The following is a 20,040-nucleotide window of genomic DNA, read 5'->3' on the forward strand; positions in this document are numbered from 1 at the left end:
GGGTGATCACGCTGCTCTGCTGGGCTATCTGCTCAATCACGCATATTGCTGCCCCTTCTGTGATGCTGGATGAATCCCAGATCTTCGTGGCAGATAGCTGGTTGCGCAGGTCGCGGACCGTGACGCAAGGGCGTTTTGGAACAGGTAAGCTCCGGTCAGCCCGTGCTCAGATCATAGCCATGCCGCCATTCACATGGATGGTCTGGCCGGTGACGTAGGCGGCTTCGTTGGAGGCGAGATAGGCGACGGCGGACGCGACTTCAACGCTGGTGCCCATACGGCGCGTCGGGATCGCCGCCATGATCGCCTCTTTCTGCTTGTCGTTGAGCTTGCCGGTCATTGCCGATTCGATGAAGCCCGGGGCGACGCAGTTGACGGTGATGTTGCGGGTGGCGATCTCCTGCGCCAGAGATTTGGAAAAGCCGATCATGCCGGCCTTGGAGGCGCAGTAGTTGGTCTGGCCGGGATTGCCGGTGACGCCGACCACCGAGGTGATGTTGATGATGCGGCCGTGGCGGCGGCGCATCATCGGATGGGTGAGTTCACGGGTCAGCCTGAACACGGCTGTCAGGTTGACTTCGAGCACGGTGTCCCAGTCGGCATCCGACATGCGCACGAACAGCCCGTCCTTGGTGATGCCGGCGTTGTTGACAAGGATGTCGACGCCTTCGAGGTCGGCCTCGGCCTTCTGGCCGAGCGCCTTGACCTCGTCGCGGTTGGCAAGGTTGGCCGGGAACAGCTTGACCCGGTCGCCAAGCTCGGCGGCCAGCGTCTCGAGCTTTTCGACACGCGTGCCGTGCAGGCCGACGATGGCGCCCTGCGCATGCAGCATCCTGGCGATCGCCTCGCCGATGCCCCCGGATGCGCCGGTGACGAGCGCCTTGCGGCCAGTCAGTTCCAACATTTATTATGCTCTTTTCAAATGCTGCAGCATCGCCGCGCCAGAAGTCTCGGTTCGTGGCAGCTTCCTCGCCGCGAACTCGCGCAGCGCAGAGGTCTCGGCCACGATAATTCCAGGCGCCGGATGACCGACGTGATCACCTCAATCTGCTGCTTCACTGGGCTACTGCAAGTACTTGCACTCCAACCCTTCAGCCCACCTGAGCAAGGAGGCCGCTACGGACCGATCGGGGATTCCGCAAACATCGGGATACAGAAGGTGACCTTGCCGGCATGTCGTCCTACACCTGCCTGAATGCCAGAACTGCGTTCATGCCGGCCATGGCGAAGGCGTTGCTCAGTGCCACGCGGACCTTGCGCTCGCGCGCGACGTTGGGCGTGACATCGAGATCGCAATCGGGGTCTGGCTCGCGATAATTGGCGGTCGGCGGCACGACACCCTCTTGGATTGCCATCACGCAGGCGATCATTTCAAGCGCGCTCGCGGCGCCGAGGCAATGCGCGTGCATGGACTTGGTGGAAGAGATGGACATCGAGTTGGCGTGGCCACCGAAGACTCGCTTGATCGCCTCCGTCTCCATCCGATCATTGGCCTTGGTGCCGGTGCCGTGCGCATTGATGTAGTCGACATCCTGGGCATTCAGCCCGGCATCGGCAAGGCAGGCGCGCATCGCCGCCTCCGGCCCCTCGACAGCCGGCGCGACGAGGTTGAAGGCATCAGCGGAAAGGCCGATGCCGGCGATCTCGGCAATAATCGTTGCGCCGCGAGCAGTGGCATGTTCATAGCTTTCCAGCACGGCCATCCCCGCACCCTCGCCCAGCACCAAGCCCCTCCTGTCGGAGGAGAAGGGCCTGCAGGTATCTGGCGCAATCACGCGCATTGCTTCCCACGCTTTCACCACACAAAATACGAATGGCGCGTCGCTGCCTCCGGCAAGCATCACGTCGGCCCGGCCGCACCTGATCTGGTCTACGGCTGAGGCAATCGCATGGTTGGCAGAGGCGCAGGCGGAGGTGACGCCGAAGACCGGCCCGCGCAGGCCGAGGCTCATGCTGACCTGGCCGGCAGCGGCACTCGGCATCGCCTTGGGTACGTCCATGACGCCAGCACGGCGCGCGCCGTTCAAAAGGAGAGCGCGGTAGCTTGCCTCGATCGCTTCCCAGCCGCTGCCGCCGACGCCCACTATCGCGCCGAAGCGATAGGCATTTCGTTCATCGCAGGAAAGTCCGGCCTGTCGCATGGCTTCCCGCGCTGCAAGCACGGCAAGCAGGCTGAAGCGGTCCATGGTGACGAGCTGCTTGCGGTCGATGTCGTGCTCAGGGAGCGTCTTGATCTCGGCACCGATCGTGCCGGTCAACCCATGAAGCTCTGAAGTGACAATCGGGCCGATTGCTGAGCGACCTTCGCGCATCTCTTTCCAGATGGAGGGGGCATCAGTGCCCAGCCCGCACAGCCCGCCTATTCCGGTGATGACGACCCGCCTGTCCATTCAAGCTGCCTCAGCAAGCAAGCCGCGGATGGCTTTCACGATGTCGCCAACATTCTGGAGATCCGACCACGCCTCCGATGTGTTCATTTCGATCTTAATGCCATAGGCTTGCTCGAGGTCCCAGAGCACGTCCGCCAGTCCCAGCGAATCGATGCCGAGCGCGGTCACTTCCGTCTCGGTCGTTATTTCGCCGACTATGGGTCGAAACGCTCCCGCAAAGTTCTCAGATTCGACGCGTTTCTTGATTATGGTAATGATTTCCGTTGCGAGTTGATCAGCCATTCTGTCTGTTCCTTTCGATTTCAGCTGGTTTGACGTGGACGCGGCTCAACTCCTACGGGCCGCGTTGCGAAAATAGCCACCGACAAAGCTCATGCTCATAAGGGCGGGCTGAGTTCCGGCCGATCTACGGCGTAGGCTCCGATGACGAAGAAGGTCGCCGGCACCCGATGTGGCGCCAGCACATGACGGATCTGCGGTATGCAATGTGGGTTGGGCCAGTCCTCAAAGGTCGGCGTCAGCGCATCACCCGGCACTCACATGTGTAGTCCTGCTACAATTCTGGACCGTTTCGGTCGATCAGGGTGCCGGACGGCCACTCGTCCATCGAGCGTCCAATTGGCGCAACGAAGACGATCAAGTCCTCGACGCGGGTGGGCGGCAGGTCGGGATGTATATTTGCGAGGGTGGACCGTACCTCAACCCCCGACACAATGCTCGCCAGACCGCCGCGGCAGAACCTCTCAACGTGGTTCCGCATTGCCTGCCGAACCGTGCCGAACACAAATGGAACCCCCATCCGCTGCAGCAATGGGTACACAACGCTCAGTGAAAAGCTGATTCCGAGTCCCTCAAGATCCGGACGGACCCCGTATAAGCCAATTTCGGCCACCAGTAGATCGACCTCGCCAACTTTGATGAAGCGGCGCAGTATGCCAATATGAGCCGCTATGCCGTGCGCGTCGTAACCGATTGCGCGGAATTCCGGCCTTGCACCGGCCCAGCTACGGCCGCCTTCGAATGGCTTTGCGAGGAAGGCCCCATGCCGTCCATAAGTCTTTAGAAAGAAATCGGAGAGTTCGACATGGTCGGCCAGTTGCAATTCATTTTCCCAGCACAACTTCCACCGTACGTCAGAGCCCATGGAAATACCTCATCTTGATTGCTGTTTTTGAGATAAGCGCCTACGCATGGAGAGCTTGTCGCGTCGAGCTGACGCGATGGACCTTGCGCGGATCACCGAAGAACCAAGCCGCAACCGACATGCGAGTTGATTGATGTTTCGGCGTATGCCGGAAGGCGTACACCAGAAGATGCTCCTCAGAGCCGAGAATGCTCCTTGGAGCTAACGCAAACATCGACGATTTTCCTTTAGTGCTTCCTTGAATTCTCCCTATGCGACGTTCTCCAGAATCGGTAAAATCGTTTGTTTCGATTAACGGCATCCACGCTATGGATAGCTAAAGACATGCGTTTCAAAGGGATTGACCTAAATCTCCTCGTTGTGCTCGACGCGCTGCGGGTGGAGCGCAGCCTCTCGGCGGCGGCCCGCCCCATCAACCTCAGTCAGCCGGCCATGAGTGCAGCCGTCGCCCCCGCTGCGCGATTTTTTCGTGCGATGAACTGTTTACGACGAGCGGCCGCTAACGTTTTGTGACCCCGCGTGCGGCAGCACTTGCCCCCGCGGTTCGCGACGATCTCTGCACATCCAGTGCTCGATTATGGCTGTCTACCACAAGCAGCTGTCCGGCAGCTTACGTTCGAGAGATACATGTCGATGAGGCACGTCTCGGTCAGGTTCGGGCGTATTCTGAAGCCCTCCATCGAGGAATGGTTCTTGCTTGAACACCCCCGTCGCGACCCATCGCCGGTATCGGCGGAAGACGCTGTTCCACTTGCCATATTCATCAGGCATCAGGCAGATGAGGCCATTGCGCCCCGGTTCGGGCCATCCACATCCTGCCTTCGAAATAGCGCCGATTATCCTGCGCCGGACGGCACCCTCGACCCCACTCTGCTGGCAGCAGCGGCCCGATCCGTGCCCATTCCTCGTCCGATACCCCAATCCCCGCGCCCAACGCTGCCTCCAAAAGACAGCCTTGAATCAGCGACCGAGTCTAGCGTCAAGCTTTGTCCACGAAGCCTAATAGACGACCGTGTCTCCAAACTTGCCCCAACACATGTGTGAGCTTTGCTACGCGCGCGAATGCGCCTCGCACTCGTGCTTTGCCAACCGCCCGCGGGCTTATTTCGTCACAGCAAGGGCATTGTCTGTGGCTAGAACCGGCCAGTATTTCGAAATTGCCAGAATTGCGCCGACGGAAGAAAAATGACCGTAGTCGAAATAGAGAAACTCGCCTGCGTCGGCGTAGGGGCAGCGTCCTGCGCTACAGAGGAATTTCAGCGGATCGATGAAAGTGGCGCCTTTGGTAAATGAGCGCACACGATTGTTGATGTCGGGATCCATGGCCATTGGCCAGTATGTATCATCCGAATTTCTGCGCTTTGCGAAGAATGCGATTTTCCGAACGTCGGTTATGAATTGCGGAGACTGGCCGATGACGAACACGCGCACACCCTGGCCACGAAGCGTATCGATCGTTTGCTGGAGACCGTCGAAACTTCTCGCCTCGTAGTCGGTCCACCGCCCGCTGAGGACAACCGTCTTGATGCCTGCGTCCCGGATGATCTCCAGGGCCTTCTGATTGAACCGTATGCAATCCGGGCGTGCATACGAGAAGTAAGAGAGAATCGGTGGACAGCCTGCGTAAGTATATTCCACGACGTTGGCTTGAATTTTCCTTTTGTTGGCCTCCAGCCCTGAAACATAGTGGGCGGCGAAGGAGTCGCCCCACAACAAAACGGTCGTAGCGAAGCCGCGAGTGCGTGTGCAGTCCTCGATGTTCCAGCTTTCGATCCGGCTCGAGCCCTCGTTGAAACAGGTCCCCTCGAGCCAGTCCCCGGCAGGAATCCGCTGCTGGGCATACTCCGGGAACCGTTGCGGAAAGCCGTTGCCGAGCGCGCCGGCCGCCCCGCCAACGCAAACAAGAGCGATCGCACCCGCTGAAAAGGCGAAGATCGGCAACGGGGCGGTGAAGGACCTTTTCTGCCGAAACGGCTGCTCGATATACTTCCAGGAGAATGCAGCCAATGCGAAGCTTGCAACCGTCATCGCAATGATTATCGACGGGTCGAGATTTTGTAACGAAAGATAGTGCGCGAACGCATTGATCGGCCAGTGAACAAGATACAGCGAATAGGAGATGAGGCCGATCAAGACCAGTGGCCGGACTTCGAGTATGCGGCTAGCAATCGTCGAGGGGCTATTTTGGCCGACATAGATAAGGAGGGCCGTTCCGATGCACGGATACAGCGCGTTGTAGCCCGGGAACGGATCGCTCTCCGAAATCGCGAAGAACCCGATGGCGAGAAGGCCAAATCCGGCCAGCCCCACCATTTCCATAAGAAATCGATTGTTCAACGGCGGGGGCCGTTTCAGCATGAGCACGGCGCCCAGCATGAGTTCCCAGACTCGTGTCGGCAGCAGGTAGAATCCAGCGCTTGGCGCCAGCCATGTCGCCATGACCGCGAGCACGAAGCTGCCGACAATGATCGGTAGGAGTGCTGTCAGCCAGCGCTTCGCAAAATAGCGATAGATCAGGAACATCAGGATTGGGGCAAGAGATAGTACTGCTCCTCGACCGAAAGCGACCACGTGTGCAACAGCGGTCGGAGCTCGGCATCGATGGAGAAGTAATTTGACGTTTTCCAAAAATAGATGTTTGACCAGAAAGTCGATGCCGCTATGACGCTGAGACTGAATTCATGCAGATCTGACGGCAGAAGAATGAACAATGCCGCGATGCAGGTGAGGAGCGTGACAAAGATCAGAGCCGGCAGAATGCGTCGGGCACGGCGCCAGTAGAAGCTGACGATCGAAAACTCGCCGCGTTCAAGGTCGTCCAGAAGGCTTCCGGTGATTAGGTAGCCAGATATGACGAAGAAGATGTCCACACCGGTAAAACCGCCGGGAATTGCCGAGATTCCGAAATGGAACAGTACGACCGGCAACACCGCAAGGGCCCGAAGGCCATCGATATCACGCCTGTATGTCATTAAAAAAGTCCTCTGTTCACAGGCCACGGCGAGTGTCGGCAGCACACAGTTTGGGCTGGCGTCGGTACCCGCAGCCCTTGGCGGCCACTCCCCTTCCGGTCGCCCGCAAAGCTCTCCGGACGTGTATGACCATGTCATCGACGCCAGCCTCCTTCGCTGGGACAATGACATTTTCGGGGAAGGCATTCGGGTTAAGGCGTTCTCTGCTATTGACCCGCCGAACCAAGAAACATCCTGTGCCAGGTGTCCTGACGTGATTTCGAAGCATGAGGATCCATTGCGATGCTGCGTAGTCGGTTCCAAAAATCGGCACCAAAACTCAGTCGACGGCGGACTAACGTCTCCTCGCGCTATTGAGCAAATCGATTTTGTTTATGCGGCCCCATCCAATTGATGGATGCATGCCCCCCCCGGGCGCCTTCACTGCCGGAATTAAGGAGACTGGGGCGGACGATGCTCGGTTCAGATAGAGGCGAACGAGACGATCAGGTTGTGGCGTGACCGGAAGCGGCCATCCTTGCTACAGCCTGATTGATGGTTCGCACGCCAAGCTTTGCCTTGGCGTTTTCCAGATGGAAGGTCACGGTGCGTTTCGAGAGGCCGAGGATCTGGCTGATATCCCACGCCGCGCCGCCCATTTCAGAGCTTCGAACTCCCGCGTCTTTGCGCCATCCACCACGCAATTGCCGGCGAGCCTGCGCCGGACATGAATGTGGAAGTTGATCGCTACCAACTGCAAGGCTTTTTCGTAGCATTCCAGCGACCGCAAGACAGGCGGACGCGCCTCATCTGAAGCGAAGGTCAGCCAGCAAAGCGGCCGCGATGATCATGCATGGACATGGTCAAGCCGCACCGAATGCCAAACTGAGCTGCGTTTTCCAAAACTTCTTGCTGCGAGGCTGGCAAATACCGATGATCTCGATCCAGCCCCCAGTGGAAAGTATCCCAGCCTCGCAGCCCGCGCAGGATCACCGGATCGACGCTGTGGTAGCGCAGTCGCAGATAATTGGAGGTCCAGGAAGAAGGATAATTCGAGATCACTAACGGCGTGTCGCTGGAGGCTGGCGGGTAAGTGAAGTAAGCGAAGAGCGGAAATTCCAAGCCGGCGGCGGCCGAGGCCATTGCCTCGTGGAGATCCGCAGCATCGACGCTTGCTGAAAGTTGCTCGATGAATTTTTCAAATAGCCGATGCATCTGGTTTTGCGTAAACTCCGCGGATGTTCCTCGATGCCAGGCGCGGGGCTCGGGCTAAACGATCGCGAATCGAAGCGACGCGCAGGATCTCGTCCCGATCATCGCTCCCATTACTTTCCTGCCTCTGCTTGAAGACAACGCCGCGAACCTGACCAATTGCCAGGCGGTGACGTTGACACATTGTCGATGAGCCGTGTGTCGCCCAGCCAAGCCGCGACAAGCAGCCGTGCCGGTCGGTCATGGCTTGCCAAAGCTCGCAGATCTGTTTCCGCGCGAAGTTCCAGGTATTCGACCTCGCGATAGCCGGCGGCCAGAATTGTTGCACGCGCTCCATCAAGCGTTGGCTGAAGGGAGAGCCGCGCTCAAGCCGCTCGGCCGTATCGAAGAGGACCGATGCCAGCTTTGCGGCGATGACGCGTTCCGCTGGCGAGAGCCGGACGTTGCGCAATATCAAGGTCCCTCACCATGCGTCTGACAGTCTGAAACTGCTGGAAATCCTTCTCGCCAAAAAACGCGAAGTCAGCGCCGGTCTGCGGAAAGAGCTTGGCCACGACCGTCGCCACACCATCGACAGCCAGCTGCGCTCAACCCGCGCCTCCTTCCCTTGCGTTACCCGCTGCGGGTGTCGCGTTTGGCATATTTTTGTGCAAATGCGAAGAGCTAAAAAAGCGGACTTGCGGATCTGCGGTGTTGACGCGCAAACCTCCACGCTTACACTAAATCGATTAAGGCGCCCCTAGCTCTGGGCCAACCACTTCGCGGACATGGACCACAAGAAAACAGGAACCAGGAAAGACAGAGCCGCCATCAAGGCCGGCCAAGTCAAAGTCGATTTGATCGCCGTTGTCGTCGCCGTCAATGACAGTGAACCCTGTGTCCTAACAATCGGCCGGATGAACACCCTTCCCTCCGGACCGTTTGCGCTCGAGCACCGATCGCTGCAATCCGGCCTGAGGGGGTGGGTCGAGCATCAGACCGGCCATCCGCTTGGGTACACCGAGCAACTCTACACGTTCGCGGATCGGGACCGCATCGGCGCCGAGCGCGAGCGCGCCATCTCCATCAGCTATCTCGCACTGACCCGCAAGGAACAGAGCTCGACCGAGTGCGGCTGGCGAAGTTGGTACGAATATTTTCCATGGGAGGATCACCGCTCCGGCACGCCGCCGGTGATGCTGGATTTTGTGCGACCGCGCTTGATCGAGTGGGCGGATGGCGCAAGCGACGCAGCCACGCGACGCGAACGCCGTCAGCGGTCGGCGATAGCGTTCGGCTTCGATGATCGCCATTGGAACGAGGAACTCGCGCTTCAACGCTATGAGTTGCTTTACGAAGCAGGCCTGGTTCAGGAGGCCGGAAGCGGAACGGACGCGACCCCGCTTCCCCTGGTGCCCAGCGAGTCCATGGTCGCCGATCATCGCCGCATCATGGCGACCGGCATTGCGCGGCTGCGCTCCAAAATCAAATACCGGCCGGTCGTCTTCGAGCTTATGCAGCCGACTTTCACACTGCTGCAGCTGCAGCGAACGGTGGAAGCCTTAGCTGGCAGGCTCATCAACAAGCCGAACTTCCGCAGGCTTGTTGAGCAGCAGGAGCTGGTCGAGGAAACTGGCGAGACTTCCGTTGATACGGGGGGGCGACCAGCAAAGCTCTATCGTTTCCGCCGTGGGGTCCTCGATGAAAGGGCGGTCGCGGGCACGAAATTGCCGCTGACGCGGGCTTGACAACCTTATAGTCAAGGTAGACATATCCCCTTATTATCAGATCGAATATAATCGGAGGCGCTGATGACTGGGGCGTTACCTACTGCCGCGTCCTTGTACGAGCGCGTCCGGCGCGTGGTCCCGCCAGTCGAATGGTCGGCCTTTGCAAACGACATTGATGCCATCCTCGCGCTGAAGCGGGAGCGCAACGCCATCATCCTGGCGCACAATTATCAGACGCCTGAGATCTTCCATTGCGTCGCAGACGTCGTCGGCGACAGCCTCGCACTGGCCCGTAAAGCAATGGCGGTGGATGCCGACATCATCGTGGTTGCCGGCGTGCATTTCATGGCCGAGACCGCAAAGCTGCTAAATCCGAACACGACCGTGCTCATCCCGGACCTGGGCGCCGGTTGCTCACTGGCGGATTCGATCACGGCACAAGATGTGCAGCTGATGCGGCAGCGCTATCCGGAGGTCCCGGTTGTCACCTATGTCAATACGTCCGCCGCCGTGAAGGCCCAATCCGACATCTGCTGCACCTCGGGCAACGCCAAGGCGGTAGTGGAATCGCTCGGCGTGCCGCGTGTGATCATGCTGCCCGATGAATTTCTTGCGAAGAACATCGCCGCCCAGACGAAGGTCGAGATCATCGCCTGGAAGGGTCATTGCGAGGTGCATGAGCGCTTCACCCCGGCCGATATCCGCGAGCTGCGCGCTGCACACGCGGGCGTGGTCGTGCTCGCCCATCCCGAATGTCCGCCCGACGTTGTCAGAGAGGCGGATTTCTCGGGGTCGACGGCCGCCATGTCGGATTATGTCGAGCGGGAGAAACCGGCACGGGTCGTGTTGATGACGGAATGTTCGATGAGCGACAACGTCGCGGTCGCGCATCCCGACGTCGAGTTCGTTCGCCCCTGCAATCTTTGCCCACACATGAAGCGCATCACGCTCGCCAACATTCGCGCCGCGCTCGAGGAGAACCGGTACGAGATCCGGATCGATCCCGGGATAGCCGACCCCGCCCGCCGCGCGGTCGAGCGCATGCTTTCAATATGAACCTTGATGTCCTCGACATCGCCGGAGCGCCGGTCGTCATCGGCGCCGGCATTGCCGGCCTGATGACGGCGCTTCATCTAGCGCCGGAACCGGTCGTGCTTCTGTCCAATGCGCCGCTTGGAACCGGAGTCTGCAGCGAGCTCGCTCAGGGTGGTCTTGCGGCAAGTCTCGGCGGCGACGACGACCCCGAACTTCATCTTTGCGACACAATTGCAGCCGGCGACGGCCTCTGCGACGAGGCGACGGTGCGGCGAGTGGTCCGGGCTGCAACCAATGCGATCAAGACCCTGGACCGGTTCGGCGTCGCCTTCGACCGCTACCCTGAAGGCGCTTTGCGGCTCGGGCTTGAGGCAGTACATTCGCAACGGCGGATCGTGCATGCCGGCGGCGACGCCACGGGTCGGGAGCTGGTCCGCGCACTCATCGCCGCAGCGCGCCGGACAGCCTCGATCACTATTCTCGAAAACGTGGAGGTCCGCCGCCTGATCGTGGAAGACGGGTCGGTCATCGCCGTGGTCGCGGTCGGGTACGCGGGTGCGGTCGCTTGCCCACGCGCCGCGCGGTGCTGGCAACCGGCGGCATCGGCGGCCTGTTTTGCGACACGACAAACCCGCCTGGCTCATGGGGACACGGGCTGGCACTCGCTGCCTGGGCCGGGGCAGAGCTCGCCGACCTGGAATTCGTGCAGTTCCATCCGACCGCCCTCGACACCCCGCGTCGGCCGATGCCGCTGGTGAGCGAAGCAGTGCGCGGCGAAGGCGCGATGCTCATTGACGAGCGAGGAGAGCGCTTCCTCGCTGAAACGCCTGGCGGCGAGCTTGCGCCTCGCGACGTGGTGGCGCGCGCCGTTTGGCATCAGCTTGCTGCCGGGGGCCGCGTGTTCCTGGACGCGCGGCGATGTCTCGGCCCTAGTTTTGAAAAGCGCTTCCCAGGCATTGCCGGTTTGTGCCGCGAGGCAGGTGTAGATCCTGCGACCGACCCGATTCCGGTGCGCCCAGCGGCACATTATCACATGGGCGGCGTTGCCGTAGACGCCGGCGGCCGCAGCTCCGTCGAGGGATTGTGGGCGTGCGGCGAGGTTGCTTGTACTGGCCTGCACGGCGCCAATCGTCTCGCAAGCAACTCGCTCACCGAAGCGGCGGTCACCGCGAGCTGGGTTGCTGAAAGCGTTGCCGGCGCATCGTATACCCGGCGACGGCGTGTATGTTCCACGTTGGTGCCTCCACGGCCAGACGCTTCAGGCATCAGGGCGGTCGTCTCCGCCGCACTCGGCATCATCCGCGATGGCCAGACGATGCGCGAAGCGGTGGCGACCCTGCTGCCGATGGCAGGTCACGACGGCCCCAGTCCGGCCCGGCTTTGGTCTCACTGATGCTGGCCGTTGCAGCCCTACGGCGAGAAGAGAGCCGCGGCGCGCACTGTCGATCCGATTTCCCCCGGCGCGATGCAGACGCGTGTACGTCACGGCTGACGCTGAACAGCGCAATGCAGGCCGCCGCCGCACTCAGTTGCCGGGCACCGATACGGAGCACGTGATATGGTTTCATTCTCGCCCCTCCCCTCGACACTGATCGAACCGATCGTGCGCGGTGCCCTTCTCGAAGACCTTGGCAGATGCGGCGACCTGACCAGCGATGCAGTGATCCCCCACGATTGCATTGCCACCTTGGTGCTCAAATCGCGACAGGCGGGCATCGTTGCCGGGCTCGATCTGGTCGCGTACGCCTTCCTGCTCGTGGAGCCCGCGATCGACATTCACATTTGGCGTCCTGACGGCAGTGATGTCGGGGCGGGCGAAACCATCGCGAAGCTGTGTGGACCGGCGCGCGGCCTGCTCGCAGCCGAGCGCACAGCGCTCAATTTCCTGTGTCGCCTGAGCGGCATTGCCACAGCCACAGCGGCGATGGTGGAGTCCGTGCGTGGCCACAAGGCGAGGATCGTATGCACTCGAAAGACGACTCCCGGCCTGCGCGCGCTGGAGAAATACGCCGTGCGCGTCGGCGGCGGCGCCAATCACCGCTTCGGGCTCGACGACGGCGTGCTTATCAAGGACAACCACATAGCGATCGCCGGTGACATCCGCACAGCTATAGAGCGGGCGCGCGCCGCCGCAGGCCACATGGTGAAGATCGAGGTTGAGGTCGACACGCTGGAACAGCTGGATATCGCGCTTACAGTTGGAGTCGACGCGGTGCTGCTGGACAATATGTCAGTCGAGGACCTTGCCCGCGCCGTGGCAACGGTCGGCGGCCGCACAATCACCGAGGCCTCAGGTCGGGTGACACCGAAAACGGCTCCCGCAATCGCAGCCACCGGTGTCGATCTCATTTCCATGGGCTGGCTGACACACAGCGCGCCGATCCTCGATATCGGCCTGGACATGCCAGCCCTGGGAAACATCGGCACCCGCTTGAACTGATGGAGACGAAATGAAGAGCAGTACCCCTCGGACCTGCACGCAGCGAAAAGGTGCTCGAAGCGAGCCTGTTACCGTTCAACAACGTGAGATTCGAGGCGCATTGCGCTGACGACGGTCATAGTGCTGCGAGCCCCGCCGGTCGATTGACCCCTGCACGCGCTCGCCGACCAGCAACAAAGGCTTTTGAAGATGACGATTGAAATGAACGCGGAAACCGATGTGAACCAGGTTGTGGACACCATCGACGTAGCGCTACCCCGATGGAGCAGCAAGGAGGCGGAGGCGATCCACGGCATGCCGTTCAATGACCTGCTCTTCCTGGCTCAGACGGTTCACCGCCAGAACTTCGATCGCAACCGGGTGCAGCTGTCGCGGCTGCTCAGCATCAAGACCGGCGGATGCCCGGAGGATTGCGGTTATTGCAGCCAATCTGCACATCACAACACCGGCTTGATGGCCACGAAGTTGATGGAGGTCGAGCGGGTCATCACTGAGGCGACCAAGGCGCGTGACGCCGGCGCCACCCGCTATTGCATGGGCGCGGCCTGGCGCCACCCGAAGGAGCGTGACATGAACGCCCTGATCGCCATGGTCGAGGGCATAAAGGCACTCGGCATGGAGACCTGCATGACGCTCGGCATGCTCGAACTTGGCCAGGCGCAACGCTTAAAGGCGGCCGGCCTCGACTACTATAACCACAACATCGACACCTCCGAGCGCTACTACCCAGAGGTTGTCTCCACCCACACCTTTGCCGACCGGCTGCAAACGCTTGGCCACGTGCGCGAGGCTGGCATAAAGGTCTGCTGCGGTGGCATTTTCGGGATGGGCGAGGAAAAGGCCGACCGCATCGACATGCTGGTCACGCTGGCCAACCTGCCTGAGCCGCCCGAAAGCGTGCCGATCAACCTTCTGATCCCCATCAAGGGCACGCCGCTTGCCGAGGCCGGCCCCCTCGACCCGCTCGACTTCGTGCGTACAATTGCGCTCGCTCGCGTCATGATGCCCAAGTCCTTTATAAGGCTGTCCGCCGGCAGGACGGCGATGAGCGACGAAATGCAGGCACTGTGCTTTTTCGCCGGCGCCAATTCCATATTCGTTGGGGACACGCTGCTGACGGCGGAAAATCCCGGCGAGGACAAGGATCTTTTGCTCTTCCGGCGCCTTGGCATCGAGCCGATGGCAGTCGAGGCGCAATGAACGAGGCACCGCTTGCCCGCTACGAGGCAACCTTGCAGGGATTGGCGCGCAGGGACCGGTTGCGCACACTTGCGCCACGCGCCGGGCTCGACTTCTCGTCGAACGACTATCTCGGGCTGGCCGCCTCCAGGAGACTTGGCGAGGCGGTTGCGGCTGCCATTGCGCGGGGTACGCCGGTTGGCGCAACCGGGTCGCGGCTGTTGCGCGGCAACGCGCCGGAACATGAGGCACTGGAGGCGGACGCGGCGGCGTTCTTCGCATCCGAACGCGCGCTGTTCTTCGGCAGCGGCTATATCGCCAACTTCGCTCTGCTGACCGCGCTGCCGCAGAGGGGCGACCTTTTGATCCTCGACGAGCTCGCCCATGCCAGCATGCATGAGGGCGCGCGGGCAGGACGCGGCGAGTTCAAACTCGCCGCGCACAATGACGTCGATGCCGTCGAGGATGCGATCAAGCACTGGCGCGCCGAAGGCGGCACGGGGCGCGTCTGGATCGCGGTCGAAAGCCTCTACAGCATGGATGGCGACCGTGCGCCGATGGAGAGCCTCGTCGCGCTTGCCGATCGGCACGCGGCATTCATCGTCGTTGACGAGGCGCATGCCACCGGCGTCTGGGGACCGGACGGCCGGGGGCTGGCCGCCGCATTCGAGGGCCGCGACAACATCATTGCGCTCCACACATGCGGCAAGGCGCTCGGCGCTTCGGGCGCGCTCGTTACCGCTCCACGAACGTTGTGCGACTATCTCGTCAACCGTTGCCGGCCATTCATCTACGCCACCGCGCCATCGCCGCTGATGGCGGTGGCAGTGCGCGAAGCGCTCGCCATGCTGTCCGACGAGCCCATGCGCCGCGTTCAGCTGCAGGATCGCGTTGCCTTCGCCGGCCGTCAATTGGTCGAGCGCTGCGGCGTGAAGCCGAGCGGCTCGCAGATCCAGCCCTTTGCCATCGGCGATGTCGGGCGCACCATGGTGGTGGCGGCGGCACTGCAGGCCCGCGGCTTCGACATCCGCGGCATCCGCCCGCCGACCGTGCCAGAGGGCACATCGCGCCTGCGCATTTCGCTGACGCTCAACGTCGACGAAGCTGCCATCTCGGCCATGGTCGACGCGCTCGTTGAGGTGTTGGCCCAAACATGACCAGAGCGGCATGACCCAACGCATCGTCATCACCGGAACCGACACCGGAATTGGCAAGACCGTGTTTGCGGCTGGCCTCGCCGGTTTGCTCGACGGCTTCTACTGGAAGCCGGTGCAATCGGGCCTCGACGGCGAGACCGACAGCGAGGTGGTTGGGCGGCTTGCCGGCCTGCCGCCGGGGCGCGTGCTGCCGGAAGCCTACCGCTTGAAGAGCCCGCTGTCGCCGCATCGTTCGGCCGAAATCGACGGCGTCGCCATCAAGGCTGCCGATCTTTCATTTCCGGTCCTGCCGACGCCGCTCGTCATCGAGGGCGCGGGCGGACTGATGGTGCCGCTCAACCGGCGCACAAGATTCATCGATTTATTCGAGCAGTGGCAGTTGCCGGTCATCCTGTGCGCCCGCACCGCGCTCGGCACCATCAACCACACGCTCCTCTCAATCGAAGCTCTGCGAGCCCGCTCTATCCCAATCATCGGCGTCGCTTTTGTCGGCGACGAGGTGGCAGACACGCAAAGGACAATTGTGGAATTCGGCGGGGTGCCGCAGCTTGGCAGGCTGCCGTATCTCGACCCGCTGACGGAAAAGACGCTGAGAGACGCAATGATTGCCGGCTTCGCCTTCGCCTCGATTACGGGAGATCACTGATGTCGCAGTCCCGTGTGTGGCATCCATTCACCCAGCACGCGCTTGAGCCGACGATTCCTGAAATCGTGCTAACCGAAGGCGCCTATCTCCACAAGGCCGACGGCACGCGCATCCTGGAAGCCATTTCCTCCTGGTGGGTCGTCACCCACGGGCACCGCCACCCCCGCATCATGAAGGCGATCGAGACAACCGCGTCGAGCCTCGACCAGATTATCTTTGCGGGCTTCACGCACGAGCCGGCCGAACGCCTGGCCAAGGCGCTTGTCGGCCTCGCTCCCGGCGGACTCGACTGGGTGTTCTATTCCGACAGCGGCTCGACCTCAGTCGAAGTCGCGCTGAAGATGGCGCTCGGTTATTTCCGCAACATCGGCGCGCCGCGCTCGCGCATCGTCGTCATGGAGCACAGCTATCATGGCGACACGATCGGCACGATGAGCGTCGGTGCCCGCGGCGTGTTCAACGCCGCCTACGAGCCCTTGCTGTTCGAAGTCGACACCCTCCCCTTCCCGGCCGCCGGGCGCGAGCAGGAAACGCTGGATCGGTTCGAGGCAGTTGCCCGCGACCGGCGCGCCGCCGCGCTGATCGTCGAACCGCTCGTGCTTGGCGCCGGCGGCATGCTGATGTATCCGGCCTCGGTTCTGACCGAGTTGAAGAAAATCACTGAGGCCTCCGGCACGCTGCTGATCGCCGACGAGGTGATGACCGGCTGGGGGCGCACTGGAACCATGTTCGCCTGCGAGCAGGCGTCAATCTCTCCGGACATCCTGTGCACCTCGAAAGGCCTGACCGGTGGCGCCATCCCGCTGGCGGCCACGCTCGCCACCGATGCCATCTTCCAGGCCCATTATTCCGAGGATCGGAAGAAGACCTTCTTTCATTCGAGTTCCTACACCGCCAATCCGATTGCCTGCGCGGCAGCACTTGCCAATGTCGAGATCTGGCGGGACGAGCCGGTGGCCGAGCGCATTGCGGCCTTGAGCGCGATGCAGACCGCCGGGCTTCGACGCTTTCGCGACAACCCATATTTTACCGACTGCCGCGCGACGGGAACAATCGCGGCACTCGATCTGCGCACCGGCTCAGCCGGCTATCTGGCCGAGATCGGGCCAAAACTGCGCGCTTTTTTCCTCGAGCGCGGTCTGCTCGTGCGCCCGCTTGGCAATGTCCTCTATCTTCTCCCACCCTATCGCATCACCGGCGACGAGCTCGAGCGACTCTATGACGCCATTGAGGAGGCGGGCGAACGCTTCGGTTCAAGGCCATGAGCAGATCGTCGCGCATTCTTGGGTTTGGCCATCATGCGCCGGCGCGCAGGGTCGAGAACCCGGAAATCGAGAACAGTCTCGGGCTCGAACCCGGGTGGATCGAGCGGCGGACCGGGATACGGTCACGCTTCTGGGCAAACGACGAAGACACGTTGTCGGGCCTTGCCGCGCATGCCGGCGACATGGCGCTGGCGAATGCCGGCATCGAGCGGAGCGACATCGGTCTTCTGTTGCTCGCCACCTCGACACCCGACCATCTTCTGCCGCCAAGCGCGCCGCTGGTCGCACATGGGCTCGGGCTCGGCCGGGCCGGCGCGGTCGACCTGACCGGCGCCTGCGCCGGCTTCATCTATGCGCTGATGTTGGCCGACGGGTTCACTCGCCTGCATGGCAAATCGGCCCTTGTCATCGCCGCCAACATCCTCAGCCGCCGCATCAACCCGGCCGAGCGCTCCAGCGCCGTGCTGTTTGCCGATGCCGCCGGCGCCCTGGTGATTGGCCCCTGCGAGGACCCCGATCGCGGCATTCTCGGTGCCTCGGTGGATTCCGATGGCTCGCGCTACGGCCTGATCCAGATTCCTGCTGGAGGAAGCAACAAGCCGTTCCACGGCGACCTCGACCTCGAGCAGACTCGAATGACGATCACCGACGGCCGTGAAGTGTTCGCCAAGGCGGTCGAGATGATGACTGCCTGCTCGCAGGACGCGCTCACTGCTGCCCGAATGCGGCCGCAGGACATCGACCGGTTCGTGCCGCATCAGGCCAATGCCCGCATTTTCGATGCCGTTGGGAGAAACCTCGGCATAGCAGATCATGCGATCGTCAAGACGATCGTCGACTACGGCAACTCTTCCGCCGCGACGATCCCACTGTCGCTGTCGCTGGCCAACCAAGCGGAGCCGTTCCGGCAGGGCGAGAAGATCCTTCTGGCCGCAGCGGGTGCGGGTCTCAGCGGCGGGGCCCTCATCGTTGGAACTTAGCGGAACGCTCGGCCACGCACAGGACTGTCATGGATGAAGCTAGGATGGCCCAATGCGAAAATAGTCGCCTGCAAGCTCCATGGCTCTGGTTCCCTGACGCGAGAGCCAATCACCGTGCCGACGACCTTTTTCGAGCAGGACGAGTGGCAAGGCTACCTGACTGGGCGAGGTCTGCCTGGCGCTGGCTGCCGGCGTGGAGGTGGCTGAACCCGGCAACGTCATGCAGTGCGAAAAAAATCCCCATATGCCCGTTTTCAACGACACTCGCTCCATTTCGAAACTAGCCGCCTTGATGCACGGCGATCGGCTTTCGGCGGCCTGCATCGGCGATCTGGCCGCCCTCGGGGTGCATTTTGACAAGCCTCGTCGGGCGCCGGCGATGATCCGTCGTGATGGCAGGCGGGGTTTGCAGGTTGCGGTCGGCGGGTTCGTTTCGGGGCGCCTGCGCCCCATCGTTATGTCGCGAGTTGGGGGATGCGATCGAGGACGATGCGCAGAATACGCTGGTCGGGGCACGATGTCGGCAGGTGCAGGCGGATCTGGGTTTTCATCTCGACCACCCGCGCAGCGATCTTGATGAGGCGCAAACGCAGCGTGTCGAATTGGGCGACGGCAAAGCTCGAGCGTTTCGGCATCGCAGCGCGCAGGCCCCACATCAGCCAGTAGGCGCCGGCATGCAGGAACAGCCGGAACTGGCTGGCCGTCGCTCTTGTGCAGGATGTGCGGTCGGCGGCAAGATGCGTCTTCCAGGACTTGATGTGGTTCTCGGCCGCGCCGCGCCGGCAGTAGAGGTCCTCGTAGAGCGCCTTGGCCTTGCCACTGGCCAGATTGGTGACGATGAAGCGGGTGTCAGCACCTTGGGCGCCGACCTCGACGCGCGCGATGATGCGCTCCACGCGGCTCCAACTGGCGGCGCCGTCAAAGAACTCCTTGAAGCGGCGGACCTTGTTCGATTTCGCCGACGCCTCAAAACGCGCCAGCGTGGTGGCTTCCAGATGCGCGACATGCTCGCGCAGCGTCGTGGTGGGCGCCACGCCGAGGATGAAGTCTACACCGTTGGCGCGGCACCAGTCGATGACCTGCGGACTACAATAGTGGCTGTCGGCCCGGATCAGTATCCGGGTGTTCGGCCAATTGCTCCGGATCGCCCGCACCAGGCGGCGCAGGTGGGGGCGGATCTCAGCCCCACTCGGCCGCTTGGCCGGTCGCAGGATCGCGCTGACGAACCGTCCCGCCCCATCGAACACTACGATCGGCTGGAAGCCGTATTCGTCATGGTGGGCATTGAACAGGCGAAGCTGTTGGCCTCCGTGCACAGCGTCGAACGTGTCGTCGATGTCGAGCACGATCCGCTTCGGCACCTGCCGGAAGGAAGCGCAATAGAGGTCGACCATCGCCCGCCCCATCGCAACCAGCTCCCGCACGCCGGGCAGGTTCTCCAGCCGGCACAGCGTCGATTGCGACGCCAGATCCCGACCCGACGGCAGCGCATCCTGGGCCATCTTGAAGACCGGATCGCGGCGCAGCCGGTTGGCGTCGTTGCCGTCCTCGTAGCCGGCGGCAATCATCTTCATGCGAAAGCCGATCATGTCCGCCAGGCTGTGGACCACCTGGTCCGGGCAGCGCGGATCATCGATGCAACGCGCCAGACGGTCGGCCACCCGCAGCCGCTTTTCCACCTCGGCCAAAGCCAGAACGCCGCTGTTGGACGACAGCATGCCGCCGTCGAAACGGGCGACGACGGACTTGCCGCCGACTGATGACAAACCGCTCAGCGGCAGCGTAAGATCGTTCATGGTGGGTGTGGTCTCCGGGAAATGGTTCGGATCGGCTTAAGCAACCAAATCCTAAGTCATTTCAACGGCTTGCGCCACATCCACCAACCCCCATGAATTTTCCGGGCTAGGTGTTTCGCCCGATCTGGACGGCCAC

General features: G+C 62.0%; 18 protein-coding genes and 4 pseudogenes. 10 read left to right on the top strand and 12 right to left on the bottom strand.

Annotated features, from left to right (window positions below; genetic code table 11):
- Positions 1 to 166: 166 nt before the first annotated feature.
- From fabG to AC0V7N_RS38215, 5 genes and pseudogenes are all read right to left on the bottom strand, one after another.
- Positions 167 to 904, bottom strand: coding sequence for a 3-oxoacyl-[acyl-carrier-protein] reductase (gene fabG / locus AC0V7N_RS38195; RefSeq protein WP_475461204.1), 738 nt, complete (start codon positions 902 to 904; stop codon positions 167 to 169).
- Between the two features lie 277 nt (positions 905 to 1,181).
- The gene (locus AC0V7N_RS38200; RefSeq protein WP_183465611.1) at positions 1,182 to 2,390 is read right to left on the bottom strand and encodes a beta-ketoacyl-[acyl-carrier-protein] synthase family protein; all 1,209 of its coding nucleotides are present in this window, start codon (positions 2,388 to 2,390) and stop codon (positions 1,182 to 1,184) included.
- A complete protein-coding gene (locus AC0V7N_RS38205; protein WP_183455234.1) occupies positions 2,391 to 2,672 on the bottom strand; it encodes an acyl carrier protein in 282 nt (93 codons plus the stop codon).
- A 110-nt stretch (positions 2,673 to 2,782) separates the two neighbouring features.
- A pseudogene (locus AC0V7N_RS38210) lies at positions 2,783 to 2,902 on the bottom strand (polysaccharide deacetylase family protein); the annotation flags it as partial.
- A 41-nt stretch (positions 2,903 to 2,943) separates the two neighbouring features.
- Positions 2,944 to 3,534 (bottom strand): NodA family N-acyltransferase, encoded by a 591-nt coding sequence (locus AC0V7N_RS38215; protein WP_258580999.1) that lies wholly within the window; start codon positions 3,532 to 3,534, stop codon positions 2,944 to 2,946.
- Between the two features lie 324 nt (positions 3,535 to 3,858).
- Between AC0V7N_RS38215 and AC0V7N_RS38220 the strand changes: the two are divergent.
- Positions 3,859 to 4,284: pseudogene (locus AC0V7N_RS38220) on the top strand (LysR family transcriptional regulator); the annotation flags it as partial.
- A 13-nt stretch (positions 4,285 to 4,297) separates the two neighbouring features.
- Here AC0V7N_RS38220 and AC0V7N_RS38225 read toward each other — a convergent pair.
- The 6 genes and pseudogenes from AC0V7N_RS38225 to AC0V7N_RS38250 all read right to left on the bottom strand — a co-directional run.
- Entirely contained in the window at positions 4,298 to 4,480 is a 183-nt protein-coding gene (locus tag AC0V7N_RS38225; RefSeq protein ID WP_496628445.1) for a transposase, read from the bottom strand.
- 155 nt (positions 4,481 to 4,635) lie between these two features.
- Positions 4,636 to 6,057 carry an SGNH hydrolase domain-containing protein gene (locus AC0V7N_RS38230; RefSeq protein ID WP_496628136.1) on the bottom strand — a complete coding sequence of 474 codons (1,422 nt, stop codon included), beginning with the start codon at positions 6,055 to 6,057 and terminating at the stop codon, positions 4,636 to 4,638.
- Positions 6,057 to 6,644 carry an acyltransferase family protein gene (locus AC0V7N_RS38235; RefSeq protein ID WP_496628137.1) on the bottom strand — a complete coding sequence of 196 codons (588 nt, stop codon included), beginning with the start codon at positions 6,642 to 6,644 and terminating at the stop codon, positions 6,057 to 6,059. Before AC0V7N_RS38235 ends, AC0V7N_RS38230 begins: the two co-directional genes overlap by 1 nt.
- 347 nt (positions 6,645 to 6,991) lie before the next feature.
- Positions 6,992 to 7,144 (bottom strand): LuxR C-terminal-related transcriptional regulator, encoded by a 153-nt coding sequence (locus tag AC0V7N_RS38240; RefSeq protein WP_280515988.1) that lies wholly within the window; start codon positions 7,142 to 7,144, stop codon positions 6,992 to 6,994.
- A 163-nt stretch (positions 7,145 to 7,307) separates the two neighbouring features.
- Positions 7,308 to 7,700, bottom strand: coding sequence for an autoinducer binding domain-containing protein (locus AC0V7N_RS38245; RefSeq protein ID WP_319944156.1), 393 nt, complete (start codon positions 7,698 to 7,700; stop codon positions 7,308 to 7,310).
- A gap of 110 nt (positions 7,701 to 7,810) precedes the next feature.
- Positions 7,811 to 8,269 (bottom strand): annotated as a pseudogene (locus AC0V7N_RS38250) (pantoate--beta-alanine ligase); the annotation flags it as partial.
- A 195-nt stretch (positions 8,270 to 8,464) separates the two neighbouring features.
- Here AC0V7N_RS38250 and AC0V7N_RS38255 point away from each other — a divergent pair.
- The 9 genes and pseudogenes from AC0V7N_RS38255 (at position 8,465) to bioZ (ending at position 18,108) form a co-directional block, all read left to right on the top strand.
- Entirely contained in the window at positions 8,465 to 9,424 is a 960-nt protein-coding gene (locus tag AC0V7N_RS38255; RefSeq protein ID WP_258581002.1) for an NUDIX hydrolase, read from the top strand.
- A 63-nt stretch (positions 9,425 to 9,487) separates the two neighbouring features.
- Positions 9,488 to 10,462, top strand: coding sequence for a quinolinate synthase NadA (gene nadA, locus AC0V7N_RS38260; protein ID WP_496628138.1), 975 nt, complete (start codon positions 9,488 to 9,490; stop codon positions 10,460 to 10,462).
- Positions 10,459 to 11,998 (top strand): annotated as a pseudogene (locus AC0V7N_RS38265) (L-aspartate oxidase). The gene nadA and the pseudogene AC0V7N_RS38265 overlap by 4 nt, the downstream one beginning before the upstream one ends.
- 1 nt (position 11,999) lies before the next feature.
- On the top strand, positions 12,000 to 12,881 hold the full coding sequence (gene nadC / locus AC0V7N_RS38270; protein ID WP_183455240.1) for a carboxylating nicotinate-nucleotide diphosphorylase: 882 nt from the start codon (positions 12,000 to 12,002) through the stop codon (positions 12,879 to 12,881).
- A gap of 189 nt (positions 12,882 to 13,070) precedes the next feature.
- The gene (gene bioB, locus AC0V7N_RS38275; protein WP_496628139.1) at positions 13,071 to 14,081 is read left to right on the top strand and encodes a biotin synthase BioB; all 1,011 of its coding nucleotides are present in this window, start codon (positions 13,071 to 13,073) and stop codon (positions 14,079 to 14,081) included.
- Positions 14,078 to 15,217 (top strand): aminotransferase class I/II-fold pyridoxal phosphate-dependent enzyme, encoded by a 1,140-nt coding sequence (locus AC0V7N_RS38280; protein WP_496628140.1) that lies wholly within the window; start codon positions 14,078 to 14,080, stop codon positions 15,215 to 15,217. Before bioB ends, AC0V7N_RS38280 begins: the two co-directional genes overlap by 4 nt.
- A gap of 10 nt (positions 15,218 to 15,227) precedes the next feature.
- Positions 15,228 to 15,863: a dethiobiotin synthase gene (gene bioD / locus AC0V7N_RS38285; RefSeq protein WP_475461219.1), complete on the top strand. Its 636-nt coding sequence runs from the start codon at positions 15,228 to 15,230 to the stop codon at positions 15,861 to 15,863.
- A complete protein-coding gene (locus AC0V7N_RS38290; protein WP_496628141.1) occupies positions 15,863 to 17,128 on the top strand; it encodes an adenosylmethionine--8-amino-7-oxononanoate transaminase in 1,266 nt (421 codons plus the stop codon). The genes bioD and AC0V7N_RS38290 overlap by 1 nt, the downstream gene beginning before the upstream one ends.
- Positions 17,125 to 18,108 (top strand): 3-oxopimeloyl-[acyl-carrier-protein] synthase BioZ, encoded by a 984-nt coding sequence (gene bioZ, locus AC0V7N_RS38295; RefSeq protein ID WP_496628142.1) that lies wholly within the window; start codon positions 17,125 to 17,127, stop codon positions 18,106 to 18,108. Before AC0V7N_RS38290 ends, bioZ begins: the two co-directional genes overlap by 4 nt.
- 455 nt (positions 18,109 to 18,563) lie before the next feature.
- Here the strand turns inward: bioZ and AC0V7N_RS38300 are convergent, their stop codons facing one another.
- Complete coding sequence (locus AC0V7N_RS38300; protein WP_496628143.1) at positions 18,564 to 19,904, bottom strand: IS1380 family transposase; 1,341 nt, start codon at positions 19,902 to 19,904, stop codon at positions 18,564 to 18,566.
- Positions 19,905 to 20,040 lie beyond the last annotated feature (136 nt).

This window comes from Mesorhizobium kamtschaticum (genome assembly GCF_056174585.1).

Bases quoted from the DNA above. Each gene is read 5' to 3' on its own strand.
- fabG (WP_475461204.1), bottom strand. From the start codon at position 904: ATGTTGGAACTGACTGGCCGCAAGGCGCTCGTCACCGGCGCATCCGGG.
- AC0V7N_RS38200 (WP_183465611.1), bottom strand. From the start codon at position 2,390: ATGGACAGGCGGGTCGTCATCACCGGAATAGGCGGGCTGTGCGGGCTG.
- AC0V7N_RS38205 (WP_183455234.1), bottom strand. From the start codon at position 2,672: ATGGCTGATCAACTCGCAACGGAAATCATTACCATAATCAAGAAACGC.
- AC0V7N_RS38215 (WP_258580999.1), bottom strand. From the start codon at position 3,534: ATGGGCTCTGACGTACGGTGGAAGTTGTGCTGGGAAAATGAATTGCAA.
- AC0V7N_RS38230 (WP_496628136.1), bottom strand. From the start codon at position 6,057: ATGTTCCTGATCTATCGCTATTTTGCGAAGCGCTGGCTGACAGCACTC.
- AC0V7N_RS38235 (WP_496628137.1), bottom strand. From the start codon at position 6,644: ATGACATGGTCATACACGTCCGGAGAGCTTTGCGGGCGACCGGAAGGG.
- AC0V7N_RS38240 (WP_280515988.1), bottom strand. From the start codon at position 7,144: ATGGGCGGCGCGGCGTGGGATATCAGCCAGATCCTCGGCCTCTCGAAA.
- AC0V7N_RS38245 (WP_319944156.1), bottom strand. From the start codon at position 7,700: ATGCATCGGCTATTTGAAAAATTCATCGAGCAACTTTCAGCAAGCGTC.
- AC0V7N_RS38255 (WP_258581002.1), top strand. From the start codon at position 8,465: ATGGACCACAAGAAAACAGGAACCAGGAAAGACAGAGCCGCCATCAAG.
- nadA (WP_496628138.1), top strand. From the start codon at position 9,488: ATGACTGGGGCGTTACCTACTGCCGCGTCCTTGTACGAGCGCGTCCGG.
- nadC (WP_183455240.1), top strand. From the start codon at position 12,000: ATGGTTTCATTCTCGCCCCTCCCCTCGACACTGATCGAACCGATCGTG.
- bioB (WP_496628139.1), top strand. From the start codon at position 13,071: ATGACGATTGAAATGAACGCGGAAACCGATGTGAACCAGGTTGTGGAC.
- AC0V7N_RS38280 (WP_496628140.1), top strand. From the start codon at position 14,078: ATGAACGAGGCACCGCTTGCCCGCTACGAGGCAACCTTGCAGGGATTG.
- bioD (WP_475461219.1), top strand. From the start codon at position 15,228: ATGACCCAACGCATCGTCATCACCGGAACCGACACCGGAATTGGCAAG.
- AC0V7N_RS38290 (WP_496628141.1), top strand. From the start codon at position 15,863: ATGTCGCAGTCCCGTGTGTGGCATCCATTCACCCAGCACGCGCTTGAG.
- bioZ (WP_496628142.1), top strand. From the start codon at position 17,125: ATGAGCAGATCGTCGCGCATTCTTGGGTTTGGCCATCATGCGCCGGCG.
- AC0V7N_RS38300 (WP_496628143.1), bottom strand. From the start codon at position 19,904: ATGAACGATCTTACGCTGCCGCTGAGCGGTTTGTCATCAGTCGGCGGC.